This is a genomic window from [Bacteroides] pectinophilus (assembly GCA_025146925.1).
GTDB lineage: Bacteria > Bacillota > Clostridia > Lachnospirales > Lachnospiraceae > Bacteroides_F > Bacteroides_F pectinophilus.
Genome location: CP102260.1, coordinates 1,515,015 through 1,540,877, shown reverse-complemented (window position 1 = coordinate 1,540,877; position 25,863 = coordinate 1,515,015). Strand labels below are relative to the sequence as shown.

General features: G+C 40.7%; 15 protein-coding genes. All 15 read right to left on the bottom strand.

Going from position 1 to position 25,863, the window contains the following annotated elements; genetic code table 11:
- Nucleotides 1-18: 18 nt before the first annotated feature.
- The 15 genes from NQ488_07135 to NQ488_07065 all read right to left on the bottom strand — a co-directional run bounded on the left by NQ488_07135 (nt 19) and on the right by NQ488_07065 (nt 25,863).
- Entirely contained in the window at nt 19-1,788 is a 1,770-nt protein-coding gene (locus NQ488_07135) for a hypothetical protein (protein UWN97066.1), read from the bottom strand.
- A gap of 13 nt (nt 1,789-1,801) precedes the next feature.
- Nucleotides 1,802-2,272 (bottom strand): HAD-IIIA family hydrolase, encoded by a 471-nt coding sequence (locus NQ488_07130; GenBank protein ID UWN97065.1) that lies wholly within the window; start codon nt 2,270-2,272, stop codon nt 1,802-1,804.
- A gap of 11 nt (nt 2,273-2,283) precedes the next feature.
- Entirely contained in the window at nt 2,284-3,900 is a 1,617-nt protein-coding gene (locus tag NQ488_07125) for an aldolase catalytic domain-containing protein (GenBank protein UWN97064.1), read from the bottom strand.
- Nucleotides 3,901-3,911: 11 nt separating this feature from the next.
- On the bottom strand, nt 3,912-4,565 hold the full coding sequence (locus NQ488_07120) for an acylneuraminate cytidylyltransferase family protein (protein UWN97063.1): 654 nt from the start codon (nt 4,563-4,565) through the stop codon (nt 3,912-3,914).
- Nucleotides 4,566-4,591: 26 nt separating this feature from the next.
- Nucleotides 4,592-6,481, bottom strand: coding sequence for a glycosyltransferase (locus tag NQ488_07115; GenBank protein ID UWN97062.1), 1,890 nt, complete (start codon nt 6,479-6,481; stop codon nt 4,592-4,594).
- 23 nt (nt 6,482-6,504) lie between these two features.
- Nucleotides 6,505-8,268: a glycosyltransferase gene (locus NQ488_07110; protein ID UWN97061.1), complete on the bottom strand. Its 1,764-nt coding sequence runs from the start codon at nt 8,266-8,268 to the stop codon at nt 6,505-6,507.
- Nucleotides 8,234-9,607, bottom strand: coding sequence for a glycosyltransferase (locus NQ488_07105; protein ID UWN97060.1), 1,374 nt, complete (start codon nt 9,605-9,607; stop codon nt 8,234-8,236). The genes NQ488_07110 and NQ488_07105 overlap by 35 nt, the downstream gene beginning before the upstream one ends.
- 217 nt (nt 9,608-9,824) lie before the next feature.
- Nucleotides 9,825-13,397 (bottom strand): polysaccharide lyase, encoded by a 3,573-nt coding sequence (locus tag NQ488_07100; protein UWN97059.1) that lies wholly within the window; start codon nt 13,395-13,397, stop codon nt 9,825-9,827.
- A 25-nt stretch (nt 13,398-13,422) separates the two neighbouring features.
- Complete coding sequence (locus NQ488_07095; GenBank protein UWN97058.1) at nt 13,423-16,536, bottom strand: polysaccharide lyase; 3,114 nt, start codon at nt 16,534-16,536, stop codon at nt 13,423-13,425.
- A 418-nt stretch (nt 16,537-16,954) separates the two neighbouring features.
- Nucleotides 16,955-17,125: a hypothetical protein gene (locus NQ488_07090; GenBank protein ID UWN97057.1), complete on the bottom strand. Its 171-nt coding sequence runs from the start codon at nt 17,123-17,125 to the stop codon at nt 16,955-16,957.
- Nucleotides 17,109-17,909 carry a class B sortase gene (gene srtB, locus NQ488_07085; protein ID UWN97056.1) on the bottom strand — a complete coding sequence of 267 codons (801 nt, stop codon included), beginning with the start codon at nt 17,907-17,909 and terminating at the stop codon, nt 17,109-17,111. Before srtB ends, NQ488_07090 begins: the two co-directional genes overlap by 17 nt.
- 123 nt (nt 17,910-18,032) lie before the next feature.
- Nucleotides 18,033-19,967, bottom strand: coding sequence for a DNA mismatch repair endonuclease MutL (mutL, locus tag NQ488_07080; GenBank protein UWN97055.1), 1,935 nt, complete (start codon nt 19,965-19,967; stop codon nt 18,033-18,035).
- A gap of 24 nt (nt 19,968-19,991) precedes the next feature.
- Entirely contained in the window at nt 19,992-22,646 is a 2,655-nt protein-coding gene (gene mutS / locus NQ488_07075; protein UWN97054.1) for a DNA mismatch repair protein MutS, read from the bottom strand.
- A 13-nt stretch (nt 22,647-22,659) separates the two neighbouring features.
- Nucleotides 22,660-24,114 (bottom strand): tRNA (N6-isopentenyl adenosine(37)-C2)-methylthiotransferase MiaB, encoded by a 1,455-nt coding sequence (gene miaB, locus NQ488_07070; GenBank protein ID UWN97053.1) that lies wholly within the window; start codon nt 24,112-24,114, stop codon nt 22,660-22,662.
- A 24-nt stretch (nt 24,115-24,138) separates the two neighbouring features.
- Nucleotides 24,139-25,863, bottom strand: coding sequence for a GGDEF and EAL domain-containing protein (locus tag NQ488_07065; GenBank protein ID UWN97052.1), 1,725 nt, complete (start codon nt 25,861-25,863; stop codon nt 24,139-24,141).

Genomic DNA, 25,863 nt, shown 5'->3' with positions numbered 1-25,863 from the left:
ATACACTCCCGGTTAATTCTATAACTTCTTTATAAGATGTGCAGGATGGCCTGCAATTAATGCAGCACAATCAAACCTTTTGTTCACAAGTGATTTGTCACGTACGATTGATTTATCAGAGATAAATGAACCGGATAAAACAAAGCAGTCTTTTCCTATTGTGGCATTAGAACCAATTGTTATAATATGTTTTTCTTCTGGTGAGTTATTCAGGTCATAGTTAATATTCTCCCCGGTGTCAACACTTATTATTGCATGCCCGTCGCCGTTGAATATTACTGTATCATCACCTACTACTGTATTATCTCCGATATAGGTATTGTCGAAGAAACTGCATCTTATATGTACATTATTGCCCAAATTAACATTGTCACCAATTATAACTTTGCCGCCGTCATAAATAGTTGATGTAATAACTTTGCTTTTAGAGGTAAATGTCCTTTTACCAATTGCAAGAGTAACGTCATTAAGAATTATAAAACGCAGCTGTTCATTAAATGCATGGACACCGTGTCCTATTGACACATGAGATCCACTGCCCTTGACTTCAAGAGTAACCGGAGATTCAGCCAAAATGTGATTATTATAGCAATCGGTGTATTCTCCGGCAAAATTCTTAAGTGTGTATGGCTGATGGATAGCTGTTATACAGTCGGACTGCATTGCAAAACCACATGTCCATACAGCTTTAAGCACATCAGTGCCTGTATATATATGAGGAACTACACATATATAATCTTTGTACTGATAAGCAGTTTCATTAAGCTGTTCATATACTGATTCAAATGTTGATTCAGCGGTATAATGTATGCGCTTTGCTACAATAATGCCGTACATTTTTTTTAGCCAGTATTCGTAGGCAAGATTGTCTCCGATAAGTATTAACTTTCGTCCTTTATATCTTAAAAATGTCAATGAAGCAAGTGTTTTCATGGAGCCGTCTTCAATATCGGCAAGCTGGCGCAGCTCATATTGGTTAAGAAGCGTGTCTTTCTGAGAATTATCATATGTATTCCCGTTAATTGACTTAAGACATGAATTTATATAATCATAATAATAGTATGAATAGTGAAAACAAAGCTCTGACTTTATGCGTGTGTCACATATGAGATTCTGAGGCATATCAATCTGTGTGCAGCAATAATTTTTTGTAAATATATCCGTGCATTTTTTGAAGAAAATGTTCATATCGGCACAATTATTAATGTTATTAATAAGCAGCACTTCAAGCTTTGTATTCAGGTAATGATACACTGCACGCGTATTTAATAATATTATTTTTTTTCCGGCAAATCTGAGTCTGAGCAGATTGATAAAATTCAACAGTTCTTTTGTAAGCTCTTCCTCACTAAGCTTTGCAGGATTAATAATCCGCTCGGATCTGATTGCCAGTCCTGTCTTGTCACAAAGGTATTTTCTTAATGTATCAAGATTGGCACGACACGTAGAGCTCAATGTTATTCGGAATGTACGTCCGTTTTCAAATGTAAATTCATTAAAAAACAATCTGCAGATAAGAAGATCGATAACAATGTATTCAGCACTGGATGATACAAGGTCTTTTACAATATCACCATGAAGTTCTTTTAAAAATATATCTTTAAGGTAAGAATTTGTCTCTTGCACATCTATATCCGGAATTATATTGTCAGACTCTGTAAATGAATATTCATCCGCCAGTGTAAATGGAGATATTTCAACAAATCTGTTTTTGTTAACGATTTTGCCATTTGAATAATGTATGGCATCATCACATATTTTTGTACCCAAAGTTGATATTTCCATCATAATTGTTAATCCCCTATTCAACTAACCATTCTATAAAATCCCTGACGGCACCACAGCCGCCATTCTTTGAAGAAACAAAATCGGATATACTGATAACATCACGTACTGCATCAGCAGGGCAGCCAACGAGTGCAACCTTGCGCATGCATGAAAGATCATTTATATCATCTCCGATGTACGCACAATTAGAATAATCTAATGCAAGCTCTGATAAAAGACTATCAAGAGTTCCGGTTTTGTCGGATACACCCTGATACAGATACTTTATTCCGATTTCATCACATCTGAGCTTAAGAATGTTGCTGCGGCGTCCTGTTATTATAACAGGTGTAATACCGCTGGCCGGAAGAATATTGTGTATTCCAAGACCATCCTTTATGTCAAATGCCTTGAACAGTTCGCCATGTTCGGACATATAGACTTTTCCGTCAGTGAGTGTTCCGTCAACATCCATAATCAGGAGCTTAATATTGGAATCTTTCATGGTTAATCCTCTCATTTTAATATATCTGTAATAATGCCCGGAGTAATAGATTTAACAGAGCAGTTATCACTCATACAGCCGGCATATGAGCTTAACATGTCACGAAGCTCATTATTAAGCTGTTCAAAGTCATCAGCATGACGATCATTCTGAAAACTGTCATCAATGTAATTATTATGACGACTGGCATTAAATCCATCAAAGCCTGCTATTGTAATACAGGCAGGTGCAATCTTCTTAAGAAGGTTAAGAAGCATTATGGTTGAATTCTCATAATTAACGTATCTGCGGTCAATCAGGCTGTAGTAGTTAACCATCATATCTGTATCGTTATCTGAATTAATGTTAGATGTTACTATGGACGTAACGCCCTGACGCCTGTTTTTACGCAGAGCATATCTTTTTGAGTTACCCCAGAATGCATAATTACTGTATTCTGAGACAAAGTTTACCGATATGCATACAGGATTATGTTCAGCTATATATCCATTTATCTGTTCAGAATATTCAACAAGTGAGTGTCCCGGAACAAGGAGCAGAATCTCTTTCTGCCCTAATTCCTGTGTAAGCTTTGATATAGTTGCGGAATCATCTATCTTATTACCGCTGTATTCAAGATATATACGCTCAATGTTGTCATAGTCATAGCGTGTGCGCTTGGCAGGTTCAATCATAGAAAGCAGATTCTTAATATCCTTGGTCTGCAGCCTGAATTTGTTTGTAAGGTAAAGCACGTTATTAGGGTGGGACTGATACATTCCTCCGATAAGTGCCGGAATAGAATATCCCCAGAAATCTTTTTCCTTATATGGGTAGATGTAGTCATCAATTATGTCAAGAATCTGCTCAAAGTCATAATTGCAGTTAAGCTTGCGGACCATATAATCGACTATAAGTTCTGTATTAAGGTTACCTGCTACCTTGCCCATACCGTTAAGCGTTGCATCGATGATGATATGGCGCACACTGTCACTCAGTCTGATAATTGATTGGGCAAGTGAGAATGAGAGCTGATAATTATTATGTGAGTGAAAATCTATGCAGATGTCTTTGTGCATATTATTATTAATAAGTGCGTATATACGCTGGAGATCATCCTCGTACATTGCCCCATAGGTATCTACGATACCGAAGCTGTATGGATGCACTTCATTCACAAGGTCGACAAGATCAAGCATTTCTTTGTCACTGTAACTTAGCGAATTAACACCCTGGACAAAGAGCTTATAGCCTCTGGCTTTTACAATATTAAGGCAGCGGATAATGTCATCTCTTGAAGAATAGTAATCTTTCTTCGTAAAACCGACACGGATACCATCAACCGATGTTCCGTCACACTGACCAAGAGTATCAAAATCAAACATGCCGTAATCAATAAATGCTACATACATGCAGTTGCCGGATGACTTGTCAAGATACGGAGCAATCTGGTTAACGTCTGTAAAAAATGTACTGTTTCCTTCAAAATGAACTTTTTTACTGTCTCTTAAAAATCCGACTTCGACAATGTCTATATTGGAATCGGAAAGTCTTCTTGAGATATCACGAATCTCGTCGTCCGAAAATTCACAATTTATAACTCTTCCGCCATCACGTAATGTACAGTCTAATATGCTAATATTTTTCATTATAAAGTCCTTTAGTTATTGCGTTTTAAATATTCAGCTACTACCTTTGCAAAATCGAAATCTTCCTGTGTGTCGATATCAACTGCTTCAAACTGATCAATCTCATATATGTAAGGATGTTCGCCAATTCTTCTGTGGAGCTTAGTAAATACTTCTTTCCTGAATATAAAGAATGCACCCGTCTCCATATATACAGGCTCAAGCTCCTGAGTTCTTACTATATCAGTCAGGTCATAATTGAATGGCTTGCCCTTGTACCACATATAATCCTGAAGAGCAACAGCACTGAATGCAGAATCATATTCACCACTGACCACCCTGGCAAGAGCATTGCGGATGGAATCTGCCTTTGTGAAAGGCTGCGTAACATGTGTAAGAACATATATATCTGCATCTACATCATTTACAAATGCTTCAATTATCTCGAGCCCTTTTACCAGATATCCGTCAAGACGGGCATCTCTTTTCTTGAAAGTAAGCTTATCAGGAATATATGGGCATATCTTTTCATCACTGCAATATACATATTTCTCGTCGATTTCATCAATACCTGCAACTGTATTAAAAAGATAATCGCAGACCGGTCTTCCGGCGAGGTCAAGAAGATTCTTGCCCGGAAGACGCTGGTTGTTAAGTTTAATTGGAATAAATGATACTACCTTCATTATGACATTCTCCTATCTGACGTTAATTATTTGTTGCGTAACACTCTTTCAAGATTGTCTCTATAGAATACTTCAAGCTTGCCGCCGCGTGTAACATTATATATCTCACAGCTGTGCTTGTAAGCAAACTTTTTCATAGCCTTATAGCCTTCAATTCCAAGGTCATTGGCAGCAGGGAGCCATCCGCCTGATATCTTGTCTTTATCATCCTCAACCTCAATAAAATGTATCTTTGGCTGTGAATAATCACAGTCAGCACCGATTATATAGATTTTACTGAAGCCCATATATATAGCAAGCTGTATAGCCATGTTGGTAACTGTAAATCCGTCATATGCGCATACACTCATATCATCACTGTATTTAATCCTGTGCTTCGCCATCCAGTCAGGACGATGATTGGAATAATCAATTAAGAGGTGAGTTTCTCTGCCATTGCGGGTCTTTGGATTAACTCTGTAGTGGAAAAATGCTTCACGCTGGCAGAAAGTGTTGCCGGGTACTTCTTTCTCACTGAGAGTCTTGCCAAAAGCATAGCTGTCAACGAGAGCATAATATGTAGGCCTCCAGTCAGTAAAGGCATATGCTTTTGTTATGGAATTAACACCTATTGTATATTCATCTTTAAGAAGCTCGAGATCTTTTATTGTCATAGACGGACCGGGACATGTAATAAAACAGCGTTCTCCCTTGTGGATATTTTTGAAACGGCTGATATTACGCATATCCTTATTAAGCCATGTCAGATGAAGCGCTTTTAATATTCTTCTGCGAGTTATCATTCTGTGCATAGGCTTATCTGATTCCATTGTCCATGCCTTAGCAGCCGGATTAGGGTTCTTCCAGAGCTTATACTTCCAGTTAAGCTGCTGTATGCTGCGGCTTGCAATAAGCGGGAAGAGGATGCCGTTACTGTTCATTATAAGCCTGATACGACGGCTGCATGTCTCATTATATATATTCCCGTCAATCCGTTGTATTGTTCTTGCAAAGCCCATAAGCTCATTGCATGTCTCCGAGTTATTCTTCATGAGGGTAAGATATATATCATACTGTCTTGTTATCTTCCAGAGGATATCTTCTCTCAGATAGCTGTATACATTAGGACTGAACAAAGCTTTGTTCTTAACGTAGTATTCCGTAATATGCTCCACAATCTTACGCCTGTGCTTATTGTTACGGGCAAATGATGACTGGTCAACACTCTGACCTTCTCTTTCAAGGCGGTACTGGTAAAGATACCTGTCAATCGGAAGAACTGTCTTAACATATGGAAGCGGGAATATGTCATATTCCATATCATCATAGAATACATGCTCGTCAAAACGTATATTATTATCTTTGAGAATCTGTGTTCTGTATGATACAAAGTGGAAAAGGTACTGCTTTGAATAATCAAATAATTCCTTATCAAAATCATAAACCTGTCCGTATATAAGAACTTTTCGACCAGGCTTTGGCACGGCTTTGCCTTCGTCAATCTGTTTGCGGTTCCACACATTAGATATCCTGACATTCTCTGTCTTCTGCGTCTTCTCATAGACCTTCCTGAAGTTAGTCAGAACCATATCCGCATCATGAGCTTCCATCTCAGCTATAACAGCCTTTAATGCAGAAGTATCAACCCAGTCATCAGCATCAAGCGGGCGGTAATATTTGCCTGTGGCAAGCTCTATTCCCTTATTAAGAGCAGAACCATGACCTCCGTTCTCTTTTGAGATAACTCTGAATGTCCCGGGATATCTGTCTTCGTATGTTTTGGCAATAGCTGCCGTATCGTCCTTAGAACCGTCATCAATGACGAGTACCTCAAGCTTATCCATATACCCATCGCATATGAGTGAATCCAGCGTCTGTTTAATGTACTTTTCCATGTTATATGCCGGTATGACAACCGACAAAACTTTATTGCCCATGTGTATTAGCTCCTTAATCCTTGTTAGTTAATTTTTAAATAATTTTTCCAGTAATCAATATTAGTAATCTCACCAATACGGTCATGCCATTCCCAGCTTGAGTCAAGGATAGTTGTACGAATGGCTTTCTTGGCTTTATTACACATATGTTTTGCATGAATAAGCTTTAACAGGCTCTTTTTGTATACGCAATACTTATTCTGCCGGCGGTTGCATACAATAAGCTGCTTGGCTCTGTATGGGTAAGCATTATTAATACTGCAATCGACAGTAATTGACTCTTTTTTGGCAGGCAGCAGATAATTAATCAGAAGGCCTTTTTTAGAAACGTAATTGACTGATTCAGAATTATCTATTCCTGCAAGTACACTGCCATCGTCATCATCAAGCCACGGCTGGTTATATCCGGACAGCCGGCTCTGAAGTTCAAGGGCATCTGCTGCCTTGAATGCATCAATCCCTTCACAAAAATCAAGAATTGCCTGACAGGCAAGAATTGTCCTGTTGTAGTCATAATTGAATATATAATTATGAAACATCTCAAGGTAGAATGATGCATACCGTTCTATATGCATGCCGCCCAGCTCTGCCATTGTTATAAGTTTGTTGCGCACATCATAGTATACTATTGATGCGGGACGCTGATTCTGGAAAAACGGATGCCATACATTAATTCCATTCATTGTAATGACTTCAAACTTATTACGCACACCGTATTCAACATCATCCATATGTATAAAAAACGGCATCGGAAGATTGTCATCGGTTATTACAGACAGAGGCATGCAGCAATAGCACCATGCATTATAATTAACATCCTTCGGGCGTTCGTTGGTAAGAACATTACGGATAGTTCTCAGATCAATATTCTTATTCTCAAACTTCAGCATTCCGCCATGATATAAGGCTGCATTCTCAAACTGTTTAGGCATGTCGTTAAGAATAAGCATGGCGCCGCCTATCATTGCGTTGCTGTAATATTGAGGCTTGAGAAGTGAAAGCAATGTATATGTACGTTCAATCGTCTGAGGGTCAAATACAATATCGTCATCCATAAGAATGATATGTGTGATATTATCTGATACCATGAGCTTCTTGGCTTCAATCATACAGCGTGTAAAGCCGCCGCTTCCTCCAAGATTCAGATTATCCACACATGTTATGTCTTTATCTGAAATCTGTGCCTTATCAAGAGAGCAGCCATTATCAGATATGATAACCTTTACCTTGCCGCAAAGTGTTGAAGATGCATTATCAAGTATTGAAGACTTCAGACTTGCTATATTCTTATATACAAAATCTTCACGTTTATATGTACATATTCCGAGTGCAACTTTGACATCGTTTGTAATTGACAAATCTGAACTGTAACCGGCAGCATATATTCTTACCGGACCATTTTCAGATGCAATTCTGTAATAAGCGATAGTCCCCTCTGAATTATCAGGATATGTAAGAGTTAAGCTTTCGCGCGCGGATGATTCTTTGATAAATGCGGGTTTATTATCTCCTGCCCTGCGGATTATGTTAGTTTTGTCAATCCATGCATAACAAAGATATATTGAACATTCACCTTCTACGTCAATAGTCAAGGTTAAGTTCTTAAGTTCGGTATATTTCATCCACTTTCTGATTGAAAATGAATTAAAGTATGTATCAGTATCAACATTACCATTAGCATCTATTACAATGGTATTATCTGTAATACTGAAGTTGCCTCCATTAAAATAGAGTTTCAATTCGTCACATATATCAGCATGTGGAATTGCCAGCTCCTGTATCGTCATTGTGTTTCTCCCTCATATTATATTTTAATGCATATTTTAGCTGTACAATACGCCAGAAAACAGTATTGTGTAATCTGAACAGTCTCCTTACCCTGCACAGCTTCCGATGAAGCCTCTCAGGCTTTACGGACATAAGCCACTGCTCGCCTTTTAGAAAATCATTCATTGCACGTATAGCCATATATTCAGTCTTATATTCTTTTTGCACATGAAAGTACGATATCCGGTCTTTCCATGACTGTATAGCCAGATTGGCGTCAAACATATTATGCATGTGGTTAACAAAAAGTGTATTGCGTATATCATAATAAATTATAGTCGGAGTAACCCGGTATTCATAAGTTTCGTGCCATACATTAATTCCATTAAGAATTATTAACCTGCGAGCACACCTAATACCATATTCTACATCATCACAATGCAAAAAGAAAGGGATAGGGAGATTTTTTTTAATAAAATTTACCGGATAGCATGCAAGCCACCATCCCGCATATTCTCCATATGATGTATTCATGTCTTTAAGGCACGATCTGTCAGACATATCTTTATCAAATCCAACATGCCTGATATCTCCGTAATTCCATATCTCACCGGCCGTATATTGAATGATTCGGTTGTCAAGCCGGAACATTCTTCCCTGAATAACATCATCCGTATATTCAGGCTTTAACAGAGATAACAGCGAATACATTCTGTAGAAGGTCTCATTGACAAATTCAACATCATCATCCATAAATACTACATTGGTAATACCGGGGATAGTCCTGAAATATTCAATTCCCTTTGTAAATCCTCCGGCACCGCCATTGTTAACATTATGAATTATGCAGATATTATTATCATCGTATAACGGAAGCTCAGAGGCATTGTCGACAACACATATTTTCATCCTGCCATATAAAGGACTTGAAGTGTTGAAAAATTCACTTTCATATAATTGCCTGAGATTATGCTTTATGTATTCGTCTCTTTTATATGTGCATATTATTATGCCAAGTTCAATATCATTGACTGCAACGCTGTCATTGACTGCAACGCTGTCATCATCTGTATAAAAGAACGCTCTTTCAATATCGCATATATCGGCAGCTTCTATTTTTAAATAAAGCCCCTGTGCGCAACCGGTATCCGGTTTAATTGTAACACCATTATACGTGTCAGCTGAATGAACATCAAATGTCTGCAGGCATGAATTAGTCTCATCATAGATACTTATTAATGCCTTACCTTTTATGCGTATATTTAAGCTTATCTGACTGCAGCCGGTGTATCTGTTCCATGTAGAACTATCAAAAAAATTAAAATATGTATCTGTAGTAATTACTGATGCTCTGCCCATATGTGCAGAGTAATTGTTGCAGATAACAGTTCCGGAAGTACGACAGCATAATATGTCTGAAAATCCATTGCCAGTACTAAAAAGTATATTCTGTAATATAGTCATGCAAAATGTAATCCAATCTTTTTGATTTATGAGCAAATAAATATACAGAGCGCACAAATAAAAAGCAGCTCTATATAGATTATAGAGCTGCTCTTATTATTTGGCAATAGAGTTAATCTGTTACTTTACCATTAACAATATTGTATGTAGTAGAATCAACAGTGTATTCGCCAGTGTAGTCTGTGTTAAGCTTACCTTTGACTACAAGCCATGAACCGCCATCGTTAGTCTGGATTCCTGTGTAGCTTGTATCAAGTACGCCATCACTTACATACCACCAGATTCCACTGCTCTGTACAAGACCTGTATATGTTCTGTCAACCTTACCGGCTCTTACACATACCCAGTTATCACCATCCTTGCCGAGACCTGTGAATGATGTGTCAATCTTACCTGCTGCAACATACCATGTACCGGCAGCATTAGTGAAGAGACCTTTATAGTCCTTGGCAACCTTGCCATCCTTTACATACCACCAGCTTCCGCCCTGTTCAATAACGCCTTCAAATGCTGTATCAACCTTGCCGCCCTTTACATACCAGAAATCAGTCTTGTCACTCTTGATTCCTGTTACGGATGTATCAAGCTTGCCGTTGATAATAAACCATGTACCTCCGTCATTGGTTACTGTACCAAGATAAGAAGTATCAAGCTTACCGTCCTTTACATACCAGAAGTAATCACTGTTCTTAACGAGACCTGTGTATGAGCTGTCAGCCTTGCCTGCCCTTACGCATACCCAGTCATCACCATCCTTGCCAAGACCTGTGAAATCAGTATTAATCTTACCATTTACCACATACCACTTACCGGCACCGTTTTCGACGAATCCCTTATAATCACTCTGAAGCTTGCCGCTTTCGACATACCACCATGCATCATTATTCTGAACAAGACCGGTTTTTGAAGTGTCTATGGCATCATCAACATAGTAATACCAGCTGCCATCGTCACTCTTAAGAAGTCCATTCTTCTTGTCAGCACTTGGTATATCCGGATTAGCAGGTTCGGTAGGATCCGTTGTCGATGAACCGTCAGCCTCAAAGTTCATATAGAACAGATTAATTGAATCGCCCTTTGTTATAGTAACCTCTCCGGCCTTAACTTCAACTGTAGCAATTCCATCTGAACCACATGTATACCTATCTCCGTTAACCTTGACTGTCTTGCCTGATGCAGCAGTTGAACCGCCGAATACAAGGACAAGCTTACCATCTGAAGGAGCTGTGAATGTAATGCCTGTCTTGGACTCCATCTTCAGGGCTGTCGTAAGGGTAAGTCCTGCGTATGTCACACTTCCCTTGCTTGTCGTGGTTGAGCCTGTTATTGTGTATACAGAACTTGATGTTCCGCTTGTTGTGAAGTTGTGTGCATATGCACCTGCCTCTGCCGGTTCTGAAGAACCGCCGCCTGATGTTCCCTTAGCCGGAATCTTTTGGAAATCCTCACATCCGCATACAGTACACTTGCGGACCTTAAGTCCTGTCTCTGTCTCTGTTGCTTCCTTTGTAACTGTCCATGCGCCATATGTGTGATCAAGCTTGGCAACCGGCTCTGTCTTGGTATCTCCACATGAACACCTGTAAATCTTACTTCCTTCAGAAGTACATGTAGCAGCTATTGTCTCAACAAGCTCATACTTGTGGTAATGAGCATTAGGATCACTTGATGTAATCTCAAGTGAATCAATCGTTACCTGCTTGAATGTTCCTGACTGCATCGTCTTGCCATCACCCGGCTGGAAGTTGTATGGCTGGATAATGTATGTTCCGGCAGGAAGATTCCTTGCCGTGCCGCTTGCAACGAGGAAGCATTCTCCTGCTTCATTAACCAACGCACCTGTTCCTGCAAGTGTATCATCTGCATACTTAACTGTCACATCTACCGTACCGCCGACAGTGAATGCATATACTGTCTTATTAAGCTTGCCGGGTGTCAGTGTTGAAGGCAGTTCAGTTACATTAACAGGCGTAACACCACTCGGTACATATGATATTGAAGACATTGACACATCCCCGGCAGCTACAGGGTTCTCCTTGAGCACGCCCGTTCTGGATGCGATAGCCTTGTGTGCCTCTGTAATGCTTGTCTGTAATTCATAATCGCCTGTCGGGATATATGAAAGTGATGAATCAGTATCAAACCTGCTGTAGTCAATTCCCTTTGCCGCGAACTTACAGCTGTTGGCAACCGGGTCTGTCTTATTCTCTACTACTGTTCCGCCCATATCATTGATGCAGCTTGAGAATGAGTCATTGTAGCTCTTGATTGCACCCGAATCTACTCTCTGTGGATTCTTGCACATATAGAACAGGTTATACTCTGAGAAAATGTACGCATTGGCTCTTACATTCATTGCATAGTCTGTCTGTCCTTCATATATGTTGTTATACATATGGACATTGGCATTACGCGTAAGAGGTCCCCTTGCCTTACATAACTTCCAGTAATTATGGTGGTATGTAAGGTTATACTGGAGGCTGGAATCTGATGAACCTACAAGGTTTGTCTTGTGGCAGCCCTCAAAGTAGTTATAGCTGCATGTAAAGTACTGGCCTCTCTTGAAGTCAACTGAGCCATCGCCTTCTGACTTATCCGATTCTGCCGGGTTGGATATGCTCGGACAGTAGTACTCGTTGTTATGTATCCAGCAGTGCTCTACGCTGGCTGAAAGATCTGAATTGACATTGGCTGATGCCTGAACACCCTCCATGCCGATGGCATCCTCAGGTGTGTTGATGAACTTGAGATTGCGGACCTCAAAGCTCTTGCCAAGGTCAGGCTGTGCACTCTCCGCCATAAAATGGAAGCCCCATCCGTCAATTGTTGCGTCAGTTCCGATACCCTCAAGAGTGATATCCCTGCCTGACTTGATACGTGCCATATGTCCGTTATCACCTACAGAACCGCCGAAGTCGTCCCCGTCATATGCTGTAAGTCCGTCAATGAGACCTGTGCTGGCATTGAAAGTACCTCTCTTGTAAAGACCGCTGTCGCTTACCGTTCCGATAAAACGCACAACAAGCGGTACATTATTCTCCGCAAGCTTCTGGATGATACCCTGGTTTGTGTTGGCCTTTGCATAAATTGTCTTGTTGCCTGATGTCTTCTTGCACTGGCCTTCGTGGCCTGCCTCACCGCATTCCTTACCTACTGAGTTAAGGATGTTACCGATACCCTTAACAGTAGTTCCGCCGTAAGTTAATTCAACGCTGTTCTTATTGTCATCTGTCACATAAAGAACAATGGCGTTGTCCTTAAGTGTACCATCATCATTGTATGCACCTACACCTGCAGTGTAATTAAAATGTGCATATCCTGAACGGTCCTGTGCATCAACACTGATGCCGCTCTTTGTGATAGTCCCGCTCTTTGTTGTAACTGTGAGTGTATATGTACCGGGTTTTACTCCCGGAATGTCGACACGCACTCCTCCATTCTTGTCTCTTACAAGATACTCAAGATCCTGTCCCGTAAGTTCTCCGGAAGCTGTTCCGCTGTAGGAAACACCCGTAACATCAGCGTCTTTAACGCCAGATATCTGTGCATAGATTGTCTCACTGAATCCACCCACACTTGTGAACTCTGCCGATGCTGCCTTAGCAGTAACCGGAGAGCCTACTGCAAACCCTGACACAGTAAGTGCTGTAGCAAGGAATGCAGCGAAGAACTTCTTAGCTCTCATAATTTTACCCTCTCCTTTATTTTTATTAATCTGTTACCTTACCATTAACAATATTGTAAGTTGTAGAATCAACAGTGTATTCTCCAGTGTAGTCTGTGTTAAGCTTACCTTTGACTACAAGCCATGAACCACCATCATTAGTCTGGATGCCTGTGTAGCTTGTATCAAGTACGCCATCACTTACATACCACCAGATTCCACTACTCTGTACAAGGCCTGTATATGTCCTGTCAACCTTACCGGCTCTTACACATACCCAGTTATCACCATCCTTGCCGAGACCTGTGAAATCAGTGTCAATCTTACCGGCTGCAACATACCATGTACCGGCATCATTAGTGAAGAGGCCTTTATAGTCCTTGGCAACCTTGCCATCCTTTACATACCACCAGCTTCCGCCCTGTTCAATAACGCCTTCAAATGCTGTATCAACCTTGCCGCCCTTTACATACCAGAAATCAGTCTTGTCACTCTTGATTCCTGTTACGGATGTATCAAGCTTGCCGTTGATAATAAACCATGTACCTCCGTCATTGGTTACTGTACCAAGATAAGAAGTATCAAGCTTACCGTCCTTTACATACCAGAAGTAATCACTGTTCTTAACGAGACCTGTGTATGAGCTGTCAGCCTTGCCTGCCCTTACGCATACCCAGTCATCACCATCCTTGCCAAGACCTGTGAAATCAGTATTAATCTTACCATTTACCACATACCACTTACCGGCACTGTTCTCAACGAATCCCCTGTAATCACTCTGCAGCTTGCCGCCTTCGACATACCACCATGCATCATTATTCTGAACAAGACCGGTCTTTGAAGTGTCTATGGCATCATCAACATAATAATACCAGCTGCCATCGTCACTCTTAAGAAGACCATTCTTCTTGTCAGCCGGCTTGGTAGGAGCCTGTGTAGGTTTCTGAGTAGGAGCTTCAGTTGAAGGCTCGGTAGCAGGATTGCTTGGATTCTCAGAAGAGCCCTCTGTTACATAATTAATATAGAACAGATTTATTGAATCGCCCTTTGTAATTGTAATATCCTTAGAACCGCTGATATCTATTGTAGCAATTCCGTCTGAACCGCATGTATACTTAGTTCCGTTAACCTTAACTGCCTTTCCTGAAGCGGCTGTTGAACCACCGAATACAAGAATAAGCTTACCTGATGATGGAGTTGCGAACTTAATACTTGTAGAAGACTCCATCTTAAGGCACTTAGAAAGTGTAAGTCCTGCATAATTAACGGTGCCCTTATTAGCCAGGCTGCCTGTTATTGTATATACTGAACTTGTTGTACCTGATGCAGTAAAGTTATGTACATAACTTCCTGTTGTTGTTCCAGGATTTGTTGAAGGCTTTGTTGTGTCTGTTGAACCTGTAGAACCTGATACTTCAGTCCCAGCTTCAGTAGACTTGGTCTCTGACTCTGAAGGCTTTGTCGGTTTAACAGGAGTTGTGCTTCCGCCACCACCAAGTGGGTTACCGCCTACAGCCACAAGTGATGTCTTATAATTAACTACAAGAGCCTTAAGCTCATCATCAACATGATAGTACTCGTCTGCAGTTACAGTCTGCATAACTCCGTTGCCATCCTTCTGCTGATATGTCTTACCGGAAAAATCATACTTAAAGTCACCGCCGTTAACACGTCCCGCTCTTGCAACTACTGCTGCCTTAGCATCTTCAGGTGACTGTGCTGTGTATGAATACATAATTGATGAAGTATCAAAGTTGTTATACGCTGTTCCGCCACTGAGTGTCTTAACCGATGATGGAACCTGCTCGTCAGCTGATGATACCGCATATGCATCAAATTCAGTATTATTATCCTGATATGTTACAAATGCCTTAGCACCTTCAATGTAGTTATTAAATGTCTTAACTATACCGCCGGTCTCACCTGAGAAAGTTCCGCCTGTAACCTTATCAGAACCCTGACCTGAGCTGAGCACCGGATATTTACAATTCCTAAAGTAATTATTCTCAACAAATGCAGATGCACCCATTGTTACACCTACACCATACTTGGCGTTGCCATCAAAGTAATTGTTGTAACTATGTACTGAACAGGTTCTGATACGAGGATGACGTGAATCTGAATGGTCATACCAATTATGATGATATGTAATATAATTAGTCTCCTTCTCAGACTTCATTCCCTGAAGATTACATTTACCGTTATCATAAAAATGATTATATGAATGTGTTATAAAGGTAGATGTCTTTGTATCAAGTGCACCATCCCCTTTAACCTGATCCGCATCACTTCCTGCATGTCCGTAAAAGAAATCACAGTTATGAACCCATACATGATTATTATTCTGCTGAAGTCCTATATTGTCGCCCTCACCACTGTTGACGTTCATAATTCCAAGATTGCGGACCTCAACATTAGACGAACCCTTAATTCTGATACCCCAGCCATTAGCTGTTGCATCTTCACCGATACCTTCAATAGTAAGACCTGCAAGTACACCATCTACAAGAAGATCACCCTTGTCAAGTACAGCCGGATCTGTAATATTGCCGATTATACGGATATCAAGAGGTGCTGCATTAGTCTTTGCCTTCTTATATGCTGTAAGAATATTCTGTACACCTGAGCATACTGTTCCGCTGACTGTTGCAGATACCGTATCCTTTGTCTCCTCTGTCACATATACTACAACGGCATTACTCTTAAGAGTTCCGTCTTCATTATATGCACCTGATGCCGTACCATCAACCCATGCAAAGCCGGTTCTGTCATGGCTGTACACGCTGAGCGCTGCAGTGGCTGCAGCTTCAGATGGCTTCTCTGTTCCGCCATACACAGGAACAATCTTAATAACGTAATCGCCTGCTTCAAGACCTACAGCATCTACACGGATATAATCCGGATAAACACGTATAAGCTCATTATCAAGCTTCACATATGCTGAATCAGCCTGTGATGACTTTTTAACATATGCATTGTAACCCTTTGCAGAAAGTCCTGTAGTAAATTCTGCATAAGCACCCTCTGCATAGCCGCCAACTTCAGTAAATGAAATCCCTTCTGCGGCAAATGCCTGTGCTGCTCTGAATGTTGGCAATGGAGCAATTGCTAATGCTGCTGCCAATACAATTCCAACACCTCTTTTGAGCATCTTCCTCATATTTGTTCTCTCCTTCCGTGGATGTCATTGTGCTAATTGCACAATAATCATTCCCAATTTACATCAAGCATATCATTAATGCATATTTATTTCAATAGAATTTAAATTTTTTGTGAACAAATTTTTACAAAAAATTGTTACATAATTGATAATATATTGGAAATATGAAAAATCACCCACTCATTAATCCGGGTGGGTGATTTATAATGAAATCGGCTATAACTATCGTATATAAATTACTTTGTCATTGATGACTTTCTGATGCATAATGCCGCACCTGCGAAACACATTGCTGCAAGTGCAAGAACATAAGGAAATGCGTCACCAGTCTTTGGTGATGTTGCTGTTGAAGGTGCCACAACAGCAGGTGTTGTTGTGGCAGGTGTTACAACAGGAGTTGTAGTATTAGAAGCTATTGTTACAGGTGTATCATCATCGTCATCATCATTATTAGAATTTTCCTTGTCGCTGCAGAGTTTTTATCAGTAAGATTCTGGGAATCATCAGACTCATCAGGATCTTCATTAATGTCAATTTCTTCTAATATTAGCTCTTCTAATTCATTTGTATTGTTATCTTTCTCTTCCATTAAGCAATACCCCCTGTACAAGAAAACGTCTGGTATCATTGCTGGTGCACGTTGACAGTGTGACTATCCTGTCAGATGAATCTATATTGAGTGAATTATCAATATTGTTACCCATACCTCTGATTGCAAGAACAGACTCAAGATAGTCTGCGAATTTTTCGTCAGATGTAATATCCAGACCTTTTAAGAGATGTATGTCGCTGTAGGTATATGCAGCGAATATCTCGTAAACATAAGTACCTTTTTCAGTGTATATATAAATATATCTGTTTGTGTCAAAAAAATCTTTATCTGCATATCTGTGCAATGTTGCAAACATACTTCCGTTGCGCATATTATGTCCGTAAAGAACCGTGTTCCTGTCATCAAATGATTTACCATTAAGAAGTTCAGAATAGATGCAGCCCGGAAGTCCTGCACTGCCGTCAATATTGTGCTCTAGATAGAAAGTATCATCTGTAGGATGTTGAAGTACCGGATAATCTACTGACGTTCCGGGAATATAAATCCATGCATATATATCAGGATTGGTTTTCTGAAGTTCGTTAAAGTTAAGATTTTTTTGGGGAATATCAACATTGGCTGTTGGAAATATCGAAGGCACAGACTGTGGTTCAGATGCAGCTACAGATGCGGAATTCTGAAGATTTGTCATATCATTGGACAGATCTGCTTTTTTGAATGATGTCACCAGAAAAATAATACAGCATATCAGACCGGCCACACACAGGGCTACACCTGCAATAAGCGGGGCTCTTTTTGTAGATTTAGTAATTTTTCCCATATGTACTCCCTCATATCAATTTGAATATCAATATAATTTAAAGCCATATAAGTAATACACCCCACACAACTATATTACAAGTATATAAGTGGAGTGTATTACGAAAAATACATTATTTACAAGTTACACAATTCTTTTAAACTTCTTTTCCAGCTCATATTTTGACATAGATATAAGCGTAGGACGTCCATGAGGGCAATTATACGGATTATCGGCGTTCATTAATTCCTCTACAAGGTTCTGCGCCTCTGCAAAAGACATCCTCATGTTACCTTTAACTGCTGCCTTGCAGGACATTGAAGCAACACGCTGTGTTATAAGCTCAGGCTTTGATGAAGCACCGCCCTCCTCCATTAATGAATCGATGATATCCATAAGAAGCTCACGGTCATCAAGTGAAGGCAGAGTGGCCGGCATTCCTGTAACCTTATATTCATTGCCTCCGAAGCTTTCAATCTCAAAGCCCAGCCTCGTGAAAATATCAATATTCTGTGAAACTACTTCCTTTTCGCGCATATTAAGGCTGAGAATAACAGGAGGAGCAATTATCTGCGTATCTATGCTGCCGCTCTCAAGTCTGTGCATTGTCCGTTCGTAAAGAATTTTTTCGTGTGCGGCATGCTGGTCCATTATAAACATCTTATCTTCAAACTGGATAATCCAGTATGTATCGAATACCTGCCCTACAAGAACAGGCTTTGGAATTGATGCGGTATCATCCGGAGTGATTAAAGATAACTGTTCGGGTGCAGGGGATGCAGACTTCTGTAACGTCTCAGTAACCGGAGCTTCCGGCGGCCTGGCTGCCGGTGCAGCGGAAGGTTCAATTGCAGCAGTTGTTTTATATTCTGCGGGATCTTCCCTGAGCTGCTTTGGCCGGATTGTATCTGACACATATGCCTGCCTCAGGGTGTGTCCGGTGGCTGCAAGAGCAGCAGTTAATCCGGCAGTACTGTTCTTTTTATCTTTTTCAGCTTCGGCAGCCATTCTCTTAACTTCAAATGGTTCAGCCGGACGTGTCTTATTAACAGGTACATTTTCACTGCGGCTCAGACGGACTTCAGGAACAAGCTCGCGTCCGGAAAGAGTATTCCTGATTGCATTGAGCACAAAATCATATACAAATTCATTCTGCGAAAAACGTAGCTCCATCTTGGTCGGATGAACATTAACATCTATTATGGACTGTTCTATTGTAAAATGCAGAGCTGTGAACGGATACTGGTGCTGCATTATGTACCCCTTATAACCTTCTTCAATAGCCCGTGTTATTATATTGCTTTTGATATAACGTCCGTTTATGAAATAATTCTCATAAGTACGGTTGCCGCGGCTTATCATCGGTTTGCCGATAAAGCCTGATATCTGAATATCCTGCGTCTTCGCACTGACTTCAAGAAGGTTAGTGGCAATATCGCGGCCATTTACATGGTATATAATGTCCTTAAGGCTGCCGTTGCCGGAGGTGTATAATTTGTTCTGTCCATTATTGATGAAACGGAATGAGACCTCAGGATGTGAGAATGCAAGGTGTTCAACAAGAGCGCTTACATACCCGGCTTCGGTTGTGGCTGTCTTCAGGAACTTGCGTCGTACAGGTGTATTGTAAAAAAGATTGCGGACAATAAAAGTTGTCCCATCAGGCGCACCGATGTCTTCCATGTTCTGCTCTTTACCGCCTTCTATTACATAGCGCACTCCTGTAAATGCCTCTTTTGTCTTGGTTATAAGCTCTATCTGTGCAACAGCAGCTATACTTGACAATGCCTCACCACGGAAACCGAGCGACCGCACGCACATAAGATCCTCAACGGATTTGATTTTGCTGGTTGAGTGGCGTAAAAATGCCATCGGTATCTCACCTTTATCTATTCCGCAGCCGTTGTCGGTTATTCTGATAAATGATATACCGCCGTCCTTTATCTCGATTGTGACGGCAGTAGCCATGGCGTCAATTGCATTTTCCGCTAATTCCTTAACAACCGATGCCGGACGCTCTATTACTTCGCCAGCGGCTATTTTGTTGATTGTATTCTGGTCAAGTATCTGAATAGGCACTGCTGTTCTTCCTTTCTGTCTGCATTATCTTCCCCAGCGGTTCTTAATCTTGTTCTGGAGCTTATAAAGCGTGTTAAGTGCGTCAATAGGCGTCATGTTGCCTATATCAAGTGAATTTATCTCATCCACGATATCGTCGTCCTTTGCTGTATCAAAAAGAGACATCTGATTGACTTCAAGTTCGTTCTTGCGGATATATTTTTCATCAGGCTTCTTCTTGTCATATTGTGCAATCTCTTTTGCCTTCTGCGAGATGTCTGCATCACTTAAGTCATTGACAAGCTCCTTCGCCCTTGCAATTACAGAATCGGGTACCCCGGCAAGCTTGGCAACCTGAATGCCATAACTCTTATCTGCGCCGCCCTTTACTATTTTGCGGAGGAACACGATATCATCGCCCTGTTCCTTAACCGCGATACAGTAATTATTGACACCGCCAAGCGTTCCTTCAAGCTCGGTAAGCTCATGATAATGTGTTGCAAATAAAGTCTTGGCTCCAAGAAGATTCTTGTTGCTTATATGCTCAACAACTGCCCATGCAATCGACAGCCCGTCGAAGGTGCTTGTGCCGCGGCCAATCTCATCAAGAATAAGAAGGCTCTTACTTGTTGCATTGCGCAGTATATTGGCAACCTCAGTCATCTCAACCATAAATGTACTCTGGCCTGATGCAAGGTCATCTGATGCACCTACTCTTGTAAATATCCTGTCGACAATGCCTATGTTGGCAGATGAAGCCGGGACAAAGGAGCCGACCTGTGCCATGAGAACTATCAGTGCGGTCTGGCGCATGTAGGTTGATTTACCTGCCATGTTAGGACCGGTAATAATTGATATGCGGTTGGCGTTATTATCAAGAAGCGTATCGTTGGCAATAAACATATCATTGCTTATCATCTTTTCAACAACCGGGTGTCTTCCATCTTTTATGTCAATAAGTCCCTTGTCATTAATCTTGGGACGCACATAATTATTCTGCTCTGCGACAAGAGCAAGGGATGCAAATACGTCTATTTCAGCGATAGCCTTGGCTGTAGACTGGATTCTCATAACCTGTGATGCAATCTTATCACGGACATCAACAAACAGATCATATTCAAGCGCATACAGCTTATCCTCAGCTCCGAGAATTACATCTTCAAGATTCTTAAGCTCCTCGGTTGTGTATCGTTCTGCGTTAGATAATGTCTGCTTTCTTACCCAGTTATCAGGAACAAGGTCTTTGTAAGAATTAGTTACCTCAAGGTAATATCCAAATACCTTATTGTACTTTACACGCAGGTTCTTGATGCCTGTCTGCTCCTTCTCACGCTCCTCGAGTCCGGCAAGCCATGTCTTGCCGTCGGTCTTTGCTTTGCGAAGCTCATCAGCCTGTGCGTTGTAGCCTTCTTTTATGATACCGCCTTCTCTTAGTACTATCGGAGGATCATCCACTATTGCTGAGTCTATAAGCTGATAAATATCCTCAAGAGGATCAAGCTTCTCATATATCTTCTGCATAAGCACGGAATTAAAAGGTTTGATAAGGTCTTTTACATACGGAAGCATCTGCAGTGATGAACGGAATGCAAGCAGATCCCTTGGATTAGCGGTGCGGCAGCTTATCTTACTCATAAGACGCTCGAGGTCATATACAGGATTCAGATATTCACGTATCTCCTCGCGTGTTATAACATTATCATTGAATTCAGCTATGACATCCTGACGGTTAATTATCTCATCGTGGTCGATAAGAGGCTGCTCAATCATCGCACGCAGACGTCTTGCACCCATAGCAGTCTTTGTCTTATCAAGCACCCAAAGCAGTGATCCTCTCTTCTGCTTCTCACGAAGAGTCTCGACAAGTTCCAGATTACGCCTTGAAGAACTGTCAATAAGCATGTATTTGCCGGTTGTGTAAGGCATAAGTGTTGTAAGATGTTCAAGAGAATTCTTCTGTGTCTCAAGAAGATACTGAAGCAGTGCTCCCGCTGCGACAATACCTGTTGAATAGTCTGCAAGTCCGAGTCCGTCAAGCCTTGATACATGAAAATGCTCACAGAGCTTTCTTACGCACAGCGATTCGTCAAAGTACCAGTTAGGGAGTGCTGATACAGATATGCCAAGCTTTTCCCTGACCGGGTCAAGGTCTATTCCACTCATTGCGAAATACTCATTAATGATTATCTCAGACGGAACGAATTTGTTAATCTCATCAATGAGAATATTGCCAGAGCTGACTTCAGTAACAAAATAGTCACCTGTAGAAAAGTCAACTACAGAGACACCGAGCTCGTCGCCAAGGTATACAATACTCATAAGATAATTATTCTTCGATTCATCAAGAGCCTGCATGTTAAGATTAGTTCCGGGAGTAACGACACGGATAACCTCCCTCTTAACGATACCTTTTGCAGTCTTAGGGTCTTCTACCTGTTCACATATTGCTACTTTGTAACCTTTTGAAATGAGTCTGTTAAGATAAGACTCCACAGCGTGATAAGGAACGCCACACATAGGTGCGCGTTCCTCCTGTCCACAATCTTTTCCTGTTAGTGTAAGTTCAAGTTCTCTGGATGCAGTTACGGCATCATCAAAGAACATCTCATAAAAATCTCCAAGTCTGTAAAATAAGATGCAGTCCTTATACTCTTTCTTGGTTTCGAGATATTGCTGCATCATTGGTGTATACTGAGGCATTGCATTCTCCAATCTAATTGTCGCTTAACTCTCCAAAGTAATAGAAGCCTTTACCTTCTGTAAGATGGACATTGACTATCTTTCCAACAAGTCCGCTTTCTCCCGGAAAATGTACTAACGTATTGTTGCGCATTCGTCCGGTTACCAGTGATGAATCATGGTCATTGACTGATTCAACGAGAACATCCTGAATTGTATCAACGTATTTGTCAATATGCTTTGCAGATATTCCTGACAGCTTTTCAAGAAGTCTGTCAAATCTGTCCTTAACAACATCTTCAGGAACCTGTCCATCCATTGAAGCAGCCGGTGTACCGGTACGCTTGGAATATATAAATGTATATGCACTCTCATACTGAGCTTTTTCAACGACATCCATAGTCTCAAGAAAATCTTCCTCAGTCTCCTGCGGAAATCCTACAATGATATCTGTTGTTATGGAAACATCAGGTATCTCGCGGCGAATCTTCTCTACAAGTTCGAGATAATGCTCCTTAGTGTAATGTCTGTTCATAAGCTTAAGGATTCTGGAACTTCCTGATTGCAACGGAAGATGTACATGATTACATATCTTTTTGGAATTCTTCATGACTTCAATAAGCTCATCGGACAGATCCTTAGGATGCGGTGTCATGAATCTGATGCGCTCAAGACCGTCAATCTTTTCTATCTCCTGAAGAAGCTGTGCAAATGTAACCGGGGTTTCAAGGCTGCGTCCGTATGAATTAACATTCTGTCCAAGAAGCATAACTTCAACAACTCCGTCAGCTACAAGTGACTCAATCTCTCTTATGATGTCTTTAGGTTCACGGCTTCTCTCACGTCCACGCACATAAGGAACTATACAGTAGCTGCAGAAATTATTGCATCCAAAAGTTATATTAACACCCTGCTTAAAAGAAAATCTGCGTTCGTTAGGAAGTTCTTCAACAATCTTGTCAGTATCCTTCCAGATGTCAATAATCATTCCCTCAGACTCGAAACGGCTGACAAGGAGCTCAGCCAGCTTATATATGTTATGTGTACCGAATACAACATCAACAAATCTGTAGGACTTGCGTATCTTCTCGACAACATCCGGTTCCTGCATCATACATCCGCACATGCCAATCATCATATCGGGATTGGAACGCTTTACTGCACCAAGGTGTCCGAGACGTCCATATACCTTGAGGTTAGCATTCTCTCTGACGGTACATGTGTTGTAAAGAACAAAATCAGCATTCTCTGAATCTGCTGCAACATATCCTATCTGCTCAAGTATTCCCATGAGTTTTTCAGAGTCTCTGGCATTCATCTGGCAGCCAAAGGTTGCAATATGGCAGGTTGGCGTATGGCCCAATCTCTTAGACAATTGTTTTACATATTCCCGCGCCTTTGCCATGTAATAATACTGTCTTTGTGGCTCCTCCTTAGGTGCTTCAGCTGATAAATCAATATCCTTAAGTAAGTTGTTAAAATCTTCCATCGCTAAATAAATCCATTCTAAATATTATAGGTCATCCGTTATAACAGTTTTGACAAGACTGTTATAATGCATATATCTGCATTCAAAATCATTGCGGCACAGAGGCTTATCATAATAATAGCCCTGTATGCAGTCAGGCTTCAGACTCATCACAGTTTTGAGCTCCTTAGAGGTCTCAACGCCTTCCATGCATACCTTAAGATTAAGACTGTGCGCAAGGTCAGTTACATGCTTTACAAGCATATAATTGTATTCATTCTCATCAATGTTCTGAATAAACAGCCTGTCTATTTTTATCAGGCCGAACATCATATCCTTGACATATCTTAAGTTAGAATATCCTGTACCGAAGTCATCAATTGCAAGCTTAAAATTACTGTCTGAGAATCCTCCAAGTACACTCCTTGTATATTTGTTGGACTCAAGCTGTCCGCTTTCGGTTACTTCAAATACGATATTATCATGTGGTACACCAACTTCGTCAATCTTATCAACCATGTCACGAAGTACGTCGCTTTTGAGAAGCTGTACAAATGACAGATTAATATTCATCCTGAAATCAGGATATGTCTCACGCCACTTTGCACACTGTCTGGCAGCAGTCAATGTAATCCATTTGCCAAGTGGAATTATAAGTCCGCTTGACTCAAGAATCGGAATGGTCAGTGCCGGAGAGATGAAACCATATTTAGAACTGTTCCATCTTAAGAGTGCTTCAGCACCATAAAGTGTATTGGTAGCCGGATTAACGATAGGCTGGTAATAAATTTCAAAGCCTTCAAAGCCATTATTAATCGAGCGCCTTAACTCTTCCTGTATATCAAGCTTTTTTATATATTCATTATGAACCTCTTCATTATAGGCTACATAATTGTTCTTGCCTGCAAGCTTGGCACAGTGAAGGGCAAACTTTCCACGCATTATAGCATTGTCAGCTGTTGTTGAAGCTATATTGAATATTGCTGATCCGGCAGATATTGTATAAAAGCATCTGTAAGAAGATTCTTCCATATATGCGTCAACTCTGCTCCGTATGTCTTTATATATTTTTTTGAAGCCATCGGAATTGCCTGTTATCTCCGGTGCCATTGTAAATATGGCAAACATGTCGCCGTCCAGCCTGAATACCTGACCGGCATTGCCGACTGCATCATTAATGGCACACTCAATAAATCTTGCAGTTTTGTAAAGAATCTCATCTCCTGCGGATGAACCATGCCAGTCATTAATGCCCTTAAAGTTATCAATTCCGATAATCATAAGGCCTGCCAGACTTTCTCCAACTTCACTCATGAATGTTATTCTGTCACGAAGGACACCGCTGTTATACAGACCTGTTATCTTGTCAATTCTGTTCTGCTTTCCCAGCTCGGTTATTACTCCCACAAGATATGCAGGATGGTCCTCCTTTTGTATAACGGAACCACGGCAGCAAATCCATACAGGATTACCATATTTGTCAAGCCAGCGATATTCAATATTATGCTCTTTACGAATCCCTTTGTGTATCTGTTCAATATCTTTAAGCACATATTCAGCATCATCAGGATAAAAAAGATTGCCGAGCACTGAAGAAGCATTGTAGAATCTGGAATCTTTTAATGCAAATGCCCTTGTTGCGCGCTCTGAAATGGCATAATAATCCCTATCAAGATCATAAAAATAAAGATAATCATCCGTTGATTGTCCGATTAAGTCAAGAACATCAAGGAAATATTGAAGTTCACTGCTGTTATTTATCTGAAGCAT